The sequence below is a fragment of the Bacillus sp. FSL K6-0138 genome (assembly GCF_037982765.1).
Lineage (GTDB): Bacteria > Bacillota > Bacilli > Bacillales > Bacillaceae > Bacillus > Bacillus glycinifermentans.
In genome coordinates this window covers 1450542-1463229 of record NZ_CP150286.1, presented here as the reverse complement: position 1 = coordinate 1463229, position 12688 = coordinate 1450542, and the positions used below count along the sequence as shown (strand labels likewise).

The window sequence follows — 12688 nt, the reverse complement described above, 5'->3', positions numbered from 1 at the left end:
GAGGGAATAAACGTTTCGGAAGGGATAATTTTGGCCAAACAAAAACCCCCTGAAGCTTCAGGGGGATGTAAGCATTATGCCGACGTTTTTTTGTCTTCGGTGGCGACGGTGCCGTCTTTCATAATCAGACGCGGCGGCTCGCCGTCAGTGACGGTTTCTGCCGTAATCACGCATTTTTCGATATCGTCGCGTGACGGCAGGTCAAACATCACGTCAAGCATGATTCCTTCGATAATGGAACGAAGTCCGCGCGCACCTGTTTTGCGTTCGATCGCTTTTTTGGCGATTGCTTTGAGAGCTTCTTCTTCGAAGACAAGCTCCACATTATCCAGTTCAAGCATTTTCGCGTATTGTTTTACAAGTGCATTTTTCGGTTTTGTCAAAATTTCAACCAGCGCTTTTTCATCAAGCGGTTCAAGGCTGGCGATAATCGGAAGCCGGCCGATGAATTCCGGAATTAAGCCGAAGCGAAGCAAATCTTCAGGAAGCACTTTGGACAACAGCGCTTCTTTCTCAAGGTCTTCGTGCTTGTTGTCGGCGCCGAAACCGATGACTTTCTGACCGAGACGGCGTTTGATAATCTGCTCGATTCCGTCAAAAGCCCCGCCGCAGATGAACAGGATATTGGTCGTGTCAATTTGGATGAATTCTTGATGCGGGTGCTTTCTTCCGCCTTGAGGCGGAACGCTGGCAACCGTGCCTTCAAGAATTTTCAGAAGCGCCTGCTGGACGCCTTCACCTGAAACATCGCGCGTAATCGAAGGGTTCTCCGACTTTCTCGCGACTTTGTCAATTTCATCGATGTAGATAATGCCTTTTTCGGCTTTTTCCACGTCATAGTCAGCCGCCTGGATCAGCTTCAGCAAAATGTTTTCCACGTCTTCACCGACATAGCCCGCCTCCGTCAGGGAGGTAGCGTCAGCGATCGCAAACGGCACATTTAAGATGCGTGCAAGCGTTTGGGCAAGAAGCGTTTTTCCGCTTCCTGTCGGTCCGATCATGGAAATGTTGCTCTTCGACAGCTCGACATCGTCGACTTTGCTGTTGGAGTTAATCCGTTTATAGTGATTGTAAACGGCTACGGCAAGGGATTTTTTCGCCTGGTCCTGGCCGATTACGTATTCATCAAGAATTTCACGGATTTCCTGCGGCTTCGGAACATCTTTAAACTCCACTTCTTCTTCATTGCCGAGCTCCTCTTCGACGATCTCAGTGCAAAGTTCGATGCACTCATCACATATATATACGCCTGGTCCGGCGACAAGCTTGCGTACCTGATCTTGGGTTTTTCCGCAAAACGAGCATTTCAATTGTCCTTTTTCCTCGTTGAATTTAAACATTCTTTCACCCCTTATATCCTTGTCATATCCGTTTCTTCGTTAAAAGAAACATACGCTGTAAAACATTCGTTCCATTATGTATTGCATTTTACCACACTTTCCAAAAAGGCGATAACATTGTGTTTGCCTTTCCGGCATATTCAATATGTATGTTGATCCGCTTGACATTATCTATCCTTTCCAAAAGAAGGGCCGATAAGTCAAAATTGTATAAAACAAGGCACGAAACACTCGCGCCCTGTTTTATATAAACTATGATTATGAAACATATTAACGGTTTTCTACAAGAAAATCAATTGCTTTGCGAATTTTTAAATCCTCTTTCATGCCGTCTGTAGAACCGATCGCTTGTTTGATGTTTTCAACAGGCATGTTATACGCTTCAGCCATTTTAGAAAGCTCTTCTTCGACTTCCTCGTCAGAAACTTGAAGGTCTTCGGCTTTTGCGATGGCTTCAAGCGTCAAGTTTGATTTTACGCGTTTTTCGGCATCTTCTTTCATTTGCTCTTTCAGCGCGTTTTCATCCTGGCCTGAGAATTGGAAGTAAAGATCAAGGTTCATGCCTTGCATTTGCAGACGCTGTTCGAATTCTTTCATCATGCGGTCAAGCTCTGTATCGATCATCGCTTGAGGAATGTCGATCTCAGCATTTTCAGAAGCCTTCAAAACAAGCTCCTCGCGCAATTTTGCATCCGCTTCGTTTTCTTTCGCTTCTTCAAGGCGTTTTTTCGTTTTCTCAGTCAGTTCGGCAAGCGTTTCGACTTCTTCATCGACGTCTTTCGCGAACTCGTCATCAAGCTCAGGAAGCTCTTTCGCCTTGATTTCATGAATTTTCACTTTGAAGACGGCTGGTTTGCCGGCCAATTCTTCAGCATGATATTCTTCAGGGAATGTGACTTCAACGTCTTTTTCAGCGCCGGCTTCCAGTCCGACAAGCTGGTCTTCAAAGCCCGGAATGAAAGAGCCTGAACCGACTTCCAGAGAATAGTTCTCCGCTTTTCCGCCTTCGAAAGCTTCGCCGTCAACGAATCCTTCGAAATCAAGAACAACGGTGTCTCCTTCTTCCACTTTTCCGTCTTCTTTGACGACAAGCTCTGCCTGGCGCTCTTGAAGAGACTTCAGTTCGTTTTGTACGTCTTCATCCGTTACGGCAGTATCGTCTTTTTCAACGCCGAGCCCTTTGTATTCGCCAAGCTTCACTTCAGGTTTAACCGTTACTTTCGCAGTGAAGATCAGGTTCTCGCCTTTTTCGATTTTTTCAACATCGATTTCCGGACGGTCAACAGGCTCAATACCCGCTTCTTCAACCGCTTTCGGATATTCGACAGGAAGCAGGATGTCCAGTGCGTCCTGATAAAGCGCTTCAACACCGAAACGCTGCTCAAACAAGCCGCGCGGCACTTTTCCTTTACGGAATCCAGGAATGGATACTTGCTTCACTACTTTTTTGAATGCATCATCAAGGGCTTTATTAAAGGTATCAGCATCAACCTCAACCGTTAAAACGCCTTCGTTTCCTTCTTGCTTTTCCCATTTTACTGACATGTGTTTCCCTCCAAAATCTATTCAGGTTGTGTCGGTTTTCCATTTTAAAACAAGCACGCGGCTTCGTCCATCAAAACATTGATCCTGCCGTCAGCTTAGTTCTTCCTCATGAGCCATCATTATGTATGCAAAGATAAATAATGAATCTTTAGCGGCAAACGGAACAATCGCCTTCCGTTTCATAAATGCAACCACTTTATTATAACACAATGCCTGCTGCTTTCAACATTTACAAGTAAGAAATTTCTTCTATGTCTTTGATCATCGCGCACGCTTCTTCAAGCTGTCCGTCATTGAAATCATAGAGAATGTGAAGCTCGCTTTTGTCAATGTCGATGCCGTGCATTTCATATCCGACCTTATGAAGCGCGGCGGCCCAAAGCTCGCGGTTCGAGTATTTCGGCTGAAACGGATACAGCACATAGAGATGCCTGCGCCACAATTCTTCAACCGCCTGATACAGCGAGGGATTCTCATTTCCGAGCGTATCGTCAAGGACGTTCAGGACGTGTTTTAAAATCGGCATGTCATCAGGCTTGACCGTTTCTTTCGGATTGATTGTCATCGATTCGCCAAATTTTGTGACGAGCGTCGGTTTTTCATAGTCCGACTCGGCCAGGAGCTGAAGGATCATCGTCTTTACGACCGGATGCCCGTTCGGATGCTGCAGAATCGTTTTCAATAAACCGGCGTATTTCGAGAGATTCCGGTCTTTCAGCGCATGGATCAGCTTCACCTGCTCGCCGGTGTCGTTTAAAACTTTCTCACGGTCGTAGCCCTCGGCGTCTGACGGATCCTCTATGATGTCCTCCGCCTCCGGCTCTTCGGTCATCTTGCGGCTGAATTCGAGCAGTTTATAAAACTGTTCAGCGCTTTCGGGGGGCAGCTTGTTTTCCTCAAGAACGGCTTCGATCGTTTCCTTTACTTTATCATACTGTCTAAGCTGAATTAAAATCGTCATATAGACCTGTAAAACCGTAAAATAGTGACCCTGGCCCTCCTTGAGCATTTTTTCACAGATGCCCCTCGCTTCTTCAAGCTCGCCGATTTCCAGAAAGCATATTGCCATTCCGAGATAAATGTCAGATTCCTCTTCATCGTAATTCCTCGCCTCTGAAAACAGCCGCAGTGCTTCATGGTAATTTTTTTCTTTTAGGGCGGACATCCCTTTATGCACTAACCGCTCTTTCACGTTAGGGAACGGGATGATCTTTGAATTTTTCTTGTCACGCTTCATGCTTAAGTTCCTTTCAGGCACTTATTTTTATCAAGTGTACCAACCCGGCCCGCTAAACACAAGAAAGAACCGTTTCTGCCCCTTTCAGCAAAAAAAAGCTTCCGAAAAAATCGGACAGCTTTTTTAAACTTGCAGCCAGGGGCTTCTCTGTTTTTCAAATTGTTCAATCTCATCTTCCAATAGCAGCGTTAATGAGATTTCGTCATAGCCGTTCAAAAGCATTTCCTTCCAGTGCGGATCAACGTCGAATGCAATCTGCTTCCCGCCGTGATCCGTAATCGTCTGCTTTTCGAGGTCGACTGTCAAAGGCAGCGACTGATGTTCATAATGTGCAGCAAGCTCCTTCCACGTGTCATAAGGAAGGCGGATCGGCAGCATCCCGTTTTTAAAGCAGTTTTGATGAAAAATGTCGGCAAACGACGGCGCGATGATGATTTTAAAGCCGTAATCGTTCAAAGCCCACGGCGCATGCTCCCTCGAGGAGCCGCAGCCGAAGTTTTCACCAGCGATTAAAATCGATGCCCCTTCATATTCGGGCCGGTTGAGCTCGAATTCCGGATTCGGCGCACCGTCCTCCAAATACCGCCAGTCAAAGAATGCGAAGCGGCCGTAGCCCGTTCTTTCGATCCGTTTCAGGAATTGTTTCGGTATGATTTGATCCGTGTCTACATTAATTCTGTTTAATACCGCCGCTTTTCCGGTATGCGTTTTTAAAGGCTCCATCTTTTCACTCCTTTACACGACTGTTTTTTCTTTAAAGTGCTTTCTGACATCGACAAAACGGCCGAAAATCGCAGCCATCGCCGCCATTGCAGGACTGACGAGGTGCGTTCTTGCTCCCTTGCCCTGCCTTCCTTCAAAATTCCGGTTTGACGTGGAGGCGCAGCGCTCTCCTTCCGGAACGACGTCGTTATTCATGCTCAGGCACATGCTGCATCCCGATTCTCTCCATTCGAAGCCGGCCTCGGTAAAGATCTCATGAAGGCCTTCTTTTTCCGCCTGGATTTTGACGCTTTGCGAACCGGGAACAACGATCGCCCTGACGCCGTCGGCGACCTTTTGCCCTTTGATTATCTCGGCCGCCTGGCGGAGATCCGTCAGCCGCGAGTTCGTGCATGAGCCGATAAACACGTGCTCAATCGTAATATCTTCGATTTTTTTATATGGTTCAAGTCCCATATATTCATAGGCGCGCAGCGCTTCTTTTTTATCGTCTTCCTGGTCGAACGCCTCAGGGCCCGGAATGGCTTCATCAACCGGCAGAACCATTCCCGGATTGATGCCCCATGTCACCATCGGGGAAATCTCATTGCCGTCCAGAACAATCGTCCGGTCGTATACAGCTCCCGGATCGGTCCTCAGACTCTCCCATTCCTCGACGGCCTTTTCAAACGCTTCGCCTTTTGGCGCATATTTTTTCGTTTTAATATATTCAAACGTCGTTTCATCAGGTGCGATAAGCCCAGCCCTTGCCCCGGCTTCGATCGACATGTTGCAGACGGTCATCCGTTCATCCATCGACATGTTTCGGAACACTTCGCCCGTATATTCAATGACATAGCCGGCGCCGAATTTAACACCGTACTTTCCGATGATGGCAAGGATCACGTCTTTTGCTGTGACGCCTTTTTGCAGTGTGCCGTCAACGCGGATTTCAAGCGTTTTCGGTTTTTGCTGCCAAAGCGTCTGCGTTGAAAGCACATGCTCGACTTCGCTCGTTCCGATTCCGAATGCGAGCGCGCCGAACGCGCCGTGCGTTGACGTATGGCTGTCGCCGCAGACAATCGTTTTTCCCGGCAACGTTAAACCGAGCTCAGGTCCGATGACATGGACGATTCCCTGATCAGGGCTCGACAGGTCGGCAAGGCGGATGCCGAATTCTGCGCAATTTCGTTCAAGCGCGCTGACCTGCCGTTTTGCGACTTCATCATGAATCTCAAACCGGTTCACGGTCGGGATGTTATGATCCATCGTGGCAAACGTATTCTCAGGCCTTCTCACCTTTCTTTTCTTTTGTCTCAGACCTTCAAAGGCCTGGGGTGAAGTGACCTCATGGATTAAATGCAGATCGATGTATAAAAGGTCGGGCTTTCCCTCTCCTTTTTTAACGACATGCTGATCCCAAATTTTTTCGATGATCGTTCGAGGCGTCATCTTGTTTCCTCCCTCTACCAATATCCGTTTTCCTTAAACGTAAGCGGTCATGATGTTCGAAATGGCGTTGTCATCTGCCAGTGCTGCTTTAACCTCTCCCGTGATCGCCTTTGTCGTACAATGCTCTCCGCCTTTTGCAAGATCCTTTGTTCTTTTTCCGGACTGAAGCACTTGATCAACGGCGATTTCAACGGCTTTCGCTTCCGTTTCAAGGCCGAATGACGTGCGGAGCATCATCGCCGCCGACAAAATGGCTGCAAGCGGATTGGCGACGTTTTGTCCCGCGATGTCAGGAGCTGACCCGTGAACAGGCTCATACAGATGGAGGCCTGAGCTTGATAAGCTGGCCGACGGCAGCATGCCGAGCGATCCCGTCAGCATCGAAGCTTCATCGCTTAAAATATCGCCGAACATGTTTTCAGTGACGACGATGTCAAATTGACCCGGATGATAGATGAGCTGCATTGCGGCATTGTCGACGAGCATATGCTCAAGCTTCACGTCAGGAAATTCTTGAGCGACTTCTTCGGCCGTCTTTCTCCACAGCTTGCTTGATTCAAGAACGTTCGCTTTATCGACGGATGTGACTTTTCCTTTGCGTCCCTTTGCCATTCGGAAAGCTTCCCTGATGACCCGTTCCATTTCGGATTTTTTATAGAACAGCGTGTCAACGGCTTCTTCCTCGCCGTTTTCATTGACGTACTGCCTGCTCGGCTTTCCGAAATATAGACCGCCCGTCAGCTCGCGGACGATGACAAAGTCAACGCCTTTAATATATTCCTTTTTTAAAGGAGAGGCTTCGGCAAGGCTTTCAAACACTTTGACAGGTCTCAAGTTAGCGAAAAGATCGAGCTGTTTGCGAATGGCGAGGAGCCCTTTTTCCGGTCTCAGGTCAGAAGGATTTTGATCCCATTTCGGTCCTCCTACGGCTCCGAGCAAAATGGCGTCAGCTCCTTGGCAGACGGCGACCGTTTCCTTCGGTAGCGGCACACCCGCCTCATCGATGGCAGCTCCGCCGATCAGACCGTATTCAAATTCGAAATCATGCTGATAATGCTCGGCAACGCTTTTCAGAACGTCTACCGCCGCTTCCAGCACCTCGGGGCCGATTCCGTCACCTGGCAAAAGTGCGATTCGTTTTTTCACGTTAAACCAACTCCTTCCTTTTCACTGTCATGATCCTACAGCCGCTTCCTTTAGCAAGCCTTCCGCATTCGTTTGGTAAACGAGAAGGCGGTTCACCGCATTTACATACGCTTTTGCCGAAGCTTCAAGCACATCCTGCGCGACTCCGCGGCCGCCTGATTCTTTTCCGTCGATCAACACCCTGACATACACCTGGGCAAATGCGTCCTGCCCTTTGCGGTTGGATTGAATCCGGTAGTCTAAGAGCTGGATTTCTTTATCCATACAGCGCTTCAGCGTATTATAGACCGCTTCAACGCTGCCCGCTCCCGTCGCCGCTTCCTGAATGACCTGATCCGTCTTTTGGTCCTTCAACGAAACCGTCGCCGTCGGAACTTGCGATGTGCCGTAATGGACTTGAAGCGACACCAAATCGTAGCCGATTTTGCGGTCTGTCGCTTTTTCTTCAAGGATAAGAGAAATCAGGTCTTCATCTGTAAATTCTTTTTTCTTTCCTGTCAGCTCTTTAAATATGTTGAAAAACTTATTGATCTCCTCTTCCGCAAACTGGAATCCGAGCTTTTGCAGCTTATCTTTAAACGCATGGCGCCCTGAATGCTTTCCGAGCACAAGCGCGTCTGTCTTGACGCCGACAAGCTCCGGCGAAATGATTTCGTACGTTGTTTTTTCTTTTAGGAAACCGTCCTGATGGATGCCTGATTCGTGTGCGAAAGCGTTGTCGCCGACGACCGCTTTATTGCGCGGAACGGCCATTCCCGTCAGCTTGCTCACCAAATCACTTGTCCGTTTAATTTCATTCAATTGAATCGTAGACTCCGCCTGGTAAAAATCCTTCCGAATATGGAGAGCAACGGCAATTTCTTCAAGAGACGCATTCCCCGCTCTTTCGCCAATGCCGTTGATTACCGATTCCACTTGGTCAGCGCCGTTTTCAATGGCGGCCAGAGAGTTGGCGACGGCCATTCCCAAATCATCGTGGCAATGGGCTGAAAGCTTGACCCTGTCTGCATTGCGGACATTTTCCTTGATGTAGCGGAAAATGTTTCCGTACTCGGCCGGCGCCAAATACCCCACCGTGTCCGGAAGATTGATGACATCCGCACCGGCTTCGATTACCCGGCTCACGATTTCGGCTAAAAACGCCAGATCCGTACGGCACGCATCTTCTGCCGACCATTGCACGACCGGAAATTTCCGCTTCGCGTATTTAACCATTGCCACCGCCTGTTCCAGCACTTGCTCCCGCGTTTTTTTCAGCTTATATTTCAAATGGATGTCAGAGGTCGCAATAAATACGTGCAGCCGCGGTTCAGCCCCGTTTTTCAGCGCCTCCCAGGCCGAATCGATATCCCCTTTGACAGAACGGGCAAGCCCTGTTACCGAACAGTTTTTAATCGTTTGCGCGATTTCCTTTACAGCGTAGAAATCCCCGGGGGATGAAGCGGGAAAACCCGCTTCCATAATATTGATCCCGAGTTTTTCCAGCTGCCGGGCGATCGCCAGCTTCTCCTGCGTGTTTAAATTGACGCCTGGTGACTGCTCGCCATCGCGGAGTGTCGTATCAAAAAAGTTAATTTTTCGCACCGGCTACCACCGCTTCCTTCTTTTTGCCCTGTTTGACAAACGGCATCATTTCGCGAAGCTTTCTGCCGACCACTTCGATTTCATGCTCATTTTCTCTTGCATTGATGGCGTTAAAGCGCGGGCGGTTTACTTGGTTTTCAACGATCCATTCTTTCGCGAACGTTCCGTTTTGGATGTCTTTCAATACTTCTTTCATAGAAGCTTTGACATTTTCATCGACAACGCGCGGACCTGATACGAAATCTCCCCATTGCGCCGTGTCGGAAATGGAGTATCTCATGCCTGCCAAGCCTTCTTCATACATCAGGTCTACGATCAGCTTCAGCTCGTGCAGACACTCAAAGTATGCGAGTTCCGGCTGGTATCCTGCTTCTGTCAGCGTTTCAAAGCCGGCTTTGACTAGGGATGTCAGTCCTCCGCACAGAACCGCCTGTTCCCCGAATAAGTCTGTTTCAGTTTCTTCTTTAAATGTTGTTTCAAGCACTCCTGCTCTCGCACCGCCGATCGCTTTCGCATATGCAAGCGCCTTGTCTTTCGCTTCACCTGATACATCCTGATAAATCGCGAACAGCGCCGGCACTCCTGCGCCCTGCTCGAACGTTCTTCTGACGAGATGTCCCGGTCCTTTAGGAGCGACGAGGAATACGTCAACGTCTGCCGGAGGAACGATTTGATGGAAATGAACGTTGAAACCGTGTGCGAAAACGAGCGAATTGCCGGCTTGAAGCTCATCTTTAATCTCGGCTTCATACACTTTTTGCTGCTGTTCATCAGGAAGCAGAACCATGACGATATCAGCCTGTGCCGCTGCTTCTTTTACAGTAAATACTTGATGGCCGTCTTCTTCCGCTTTCGTGAACGATTTTCCTTTTCTGACGCCGACAATGACGTCGACTCCGCTTTCTTTCAGGTTCAGCGCATGCGCATGGCCTTGTGAACCGTATCCGATAACCGCCACTTTTTTTCCTGCCAATACGTTTTCTTTAATATCCTCGTTGTAATATACTTTTACCATTTCAATCTCTCCCTTTTTTTGTTTTTAAGATTTATACAATAGATATTGTTTTAATAGAGGCCGGCTTTTGCTGAGTACCTCTTGCAAAAGCCGTTGTGCCTGTTCTGGCAACCTCTTTAACCCCGTATGGCTTCAGCAGTTCAATAAGCGCTTCGATTTTGCTTGATTCGCCTGTGACCTGAATGACGACGCTGTCCTTGGCGACGTCGACCACTGTGGCACGGAACGGCTCGATCACGCCGTTGATTTCCGCTCTGCTCGAAGGAGGGGAGACGACCCTGATTAAAGCCAGCTCCCTTTGGACGATGGATTGATTCGTAATGTCCGTGACTTTTAATACATCAATCTGCTTATTTAGCTGTTTTGTCAGCTGTTCGGTTTCTTTTTCATCTTCCACATGAACGACGAACGTAATTCTGGAGATGCCCTCTGTTTCGGTGTGTCCCACCGTAATGCTTTCAATGTTATAGTGCCGTTTTGTAAACAGCCCCGTGATCCTGTTTAAGACGCCGGATTGATTCAGTACCGTGAGCGTAATGATTCTTTTCAAGGTTTCACCCCCACCATTTCATGAAGCCCTTTTCCAGGTGCAACCATCGGAAATACCTTTTCATCTCTTGCGACCTGAACGTCGATGACCATCGGTTCATTCGATGTCAAAGCAGCTTCGAGCTTTTCTTTCGCTTCCTCTTCAGATGTAATTCGGACGCCTTTGATGCCGTAAGCTTCAGAAAGCTTGATAAAATCGGGCTGCGACGAAAATTTCGAATGGGAATAGCGTTCATCATAAAAGATTTCCTGCCATTGCCGAACCATGCCGAGACAGTGGTTGTTTAACACGACGACTTTGATCGGAAGGTTGAGGTCGTGGATGACCGCCAGCTCCTGAAGGGTCATTTGAAATCCTCCGTCTCCGAGGAGGGCGACAACCGTTGCATCTTTCTCCGCAAGCTGCGCCCCGATTGCTGCCGGGAGCCCGAATCCCATCGTGCCGAGACCGCCTGAGGTCACCCATCTGTCGGCTTTTTTGAACGGATAGAACTGTGCGGCCCACATTTGATGCTGACCGACGTCTGTTGTCACAATGGCTTCGCCCCTCGTATATTTATGAATGTACTCGATCAGCTTCTGCGGCTTAAAGCCTTCGGCTGCATTCTCTTCATACCAGAGAGGATATTCGCTTTTCCAGCCGGCAAGCTGTTGTTTCCATTCATCAGAAGCGCTCGGTTTGCCGTTTTGCTTGATCAGTTCCGTTAAGACGAGTTTGCTGTCTCCGACGACAGGAATGTGCGTGTGGACGTTTTTGCCGATTTCGGCCGGATCAATGTCAATATGGGCGACTTTCGCGTATTTGGCGAAATGTTTCAAATTCCCTGTAACCCTGTCATCGAACCTCGCCCCGATGCTGATTAATAAATCACATTCATACAGCGCCATGTTCGCGGCATATGTCCCGTGCATTCCTGCCATTCCAAGGAAAAGCGGATGGTCGGCCGGAAAACCTCCGAGCCCGAGCAGCGTGTGCGCAACCGGAATCTGCTGCTGTTCGACATAATTTTTTAATTCTTCCGACGCTTTCCCGTGCAAAACGCCGGCTCCGGCTAAAATAACCGGCTTTTTCGCTCCGCTGACCGCTTCCACAAGCTTTCTGACCTGCAGATAATTCGGCTCTTTTGTCGGCTGATAGCCCGGCAGGCGAATGTCATGGTCGTAGCTGAATTCCCCTTCGATTCCGGCGATATCTTTCGGGATGTCGATTAAAACGGGGCCAGGTCTGCCGGTTGTCGCGATGTGGAACGCTTCTTTAATGATTCTCGGCAGGTCTTCAGCCTCCCGGACCTGGTAGCTGTGCTTTGTGATCGGCATCGTAATCCCGATCACATCCGCTTCCTGAAAAGCGTCAGATCCGATGACCGATGTCGCTACCTGACCCGTAAACACGACCAGCGGCAATGAATCGATCATTGCATCGGCAAGGCCGGTCACGAGATTGGTCGCCCCCGGCCCCGAGGTGGCGATCACGACGCCCGGCTTCCCGGAAATTCTCGCATACCCTTCCGCCGCATGAATCGCCCCTTGCTCATGGCGCGTCAACACATGAAACATTCCCGATCCGTAAAGTTTGTCATAAATCGGCAGGACAGCCCCGCCAGGATATCCGTAAATCACTTCAACATTTTCCCGCTTTAAAGCTTCAATCAGCATCGACGCCCCAGCCATCGTTTGTGTACATTGGGCATGATCTGCATCCAACTGTACATTCGTCCTCATTTTTCTTCCTCCTTATTTGTTCATCACTCACAACTTCAAGTTTGATTTTGATTTGATCTATATGTGCCGCAAAGCATGCATCCATTATGCCTTTACAGCTAAAAAAGCCTTCCCGCCCACAATGGCGCTGCTTACCTCGCAGGCCAAAGGGGCGAAAAGGCTTTTCTTTCCGCGGTACCACCCTTGTTCACGGCCGTTACGGCCGCCTTATGGATAACTATATCCGCTTTAATAACGAGTGATCGTTTCGGTTCACCCGGCCGGCCCTACTAAATTCTAACGAATCGTTCAAACCGGCACTCAGAGGGGAGTTCGCAAGCGGAGGCCGCCACCGGTTTCCAGCAATCCCGGCTCTCTGTAGACGGCGTTTCCGCTGTTACTTATCCTCTTCTACGT

Annotated in this window: 10 protein-coding genes and 1 other annotated feature (1 of these 11 running past the window's edge); all 10 genes read right to left on the bottom strand. The window is 48.9% G+C overall.

Annotated elements, in window-relative coordinates; translation table 11 throughout:
- Nucleotides 1-74: 74 nt before the first annotated feature.
- The 10 genes from clpX to ilvB all read right to left on the bottom strand — a co-directional run bounded on the left by clpX (nt 75) and on the right by ilvB (nt 12292).
- The gene (gene clpX / locus MHB78_RS07930; RefSeq protein ID WP_046132046.1) at nt 75-1340 is read right to left on the bottom strand and encodes an ATP-dependent protease ATP-binding subunit ClpX; all 1266 of its coding nucleotides are present in this window, start codon (nt 1338-1340) and stop codon (nt 75-77) included.
- Between the two features lie 270 nt (nt 1341-1610).
- Entirely contained in the window at nt 1611-2885 is a 1275-nt protein-coding gene (gene tig / locus MHB78_RS07925; protein ID WP_046132045.1) for a trigger factor, read from the bottom strand.
- Between the two features lie 229 nt (nt 2886-3114).
- A complete protein-coding gene (ddcA, locus tag MHB78_RS07920; protein ID WP_046132044.1) occupies nt 3115-4122 on the bottom strand; it encodes a DNA damage checkpoint antagonist DdcA in 1008 nt (335 codons plus the stop codon).
- A 123-nt stretch (nt 4123-4245) separates the two neighbouring features.
- Nucleotides 4246-4845 (bottom strand): 3-isopropylmalate dehydratase small subunit, encoded by a 600-nt coding sequence (gene leuD / locus MHB78_RS07915; protein WP_046132043.1) that lies wholly within the window; start codon nt 4843-4845, stop codon nt 4246-4248.
- 12 nt (nt 4846-4857) lie between these two features.
- Nucleotides 4858-6276, bottom strand: a complete 1419-nt coding sequence (gene leuC / locus MHB78_RS07910; RefSeq protein ID WP_046132042.1) for a 3-isopropylmalate dehydratase large subunit — start codon at nt 6274-6276, stop codon at nt 4858-4860.
- Nucleotides 6277-6309: 33 nt separating this feature from the next.
- Nucleotides 6310-7422, bottom strand: coding sequence for a 3-isopropylmalate dehydrogenase (leuB, locus tag MHB78_RS07905; protein ID WP_046132041.1), 1113 nt, complete (start codon nt 7420-7422; stop codon nt 6310-6312).
- Between the two features lie 27 nt (nt 7423-7449).
- On the bottom strand, nt 7450-9006 hold the full coding sequence (locus MHB78_RS07900) for a 2-isopropylmalate synthase (RefSeq protein ID WP_046132040.1): 1557 nt from the start codon (nt 9004-9006) through the stop codon (nt 7450-7452).
- Nucleotides 8993-10021: a ketol-acid reductoisomerase gene (ilvC, locus tag MHB78_RS07895; RefSeq protein ID WP_046132039.1), complete on the bottom strand. Its 1029-nt coding sequence runs from the start codon at nt 10019-10021 to the stop codon at nt 8993-8995. Before ilvC ends, MHB78_RS07900 begins: the two co-directional genes overlap by 14 nt.
- 31 nt (nt 10022-10052) lie before the next feature.
- Nucleotides 10053-10571 carry an acetolactate synthase small subunit gene (ilvN, locus tag MHB78_RS07890; RefSeq protein ID WP_046132038.1) on the bottom strand — a complete coding sequence of 173 codons (519 nt, stop codon included), beginning with the start codon at nt 10569-10571 and terminating at the stop codon, nt 10053-10055.
- Nucleotides 10568-12292, bottom strand: a complete 1725-nt coding sequence (ilvB, locus tag MHB78_RS07885; RefSeq protein WP_046132037.1) for an acetolactate synthase large subunit — start codon at nt 12290-12292, stop codon at nt 10568-10570. The genes ilvN and ilvB overlap by 4 nt, the downstream gene beginning before the upstream one ends.
- 144 nt (nt 12293-12436) lie before the next feature.
- Nucleotides 12437-12688 (bottom strand) — a binding site (T-box leader) (it continues 6 nt past the right edge of the window).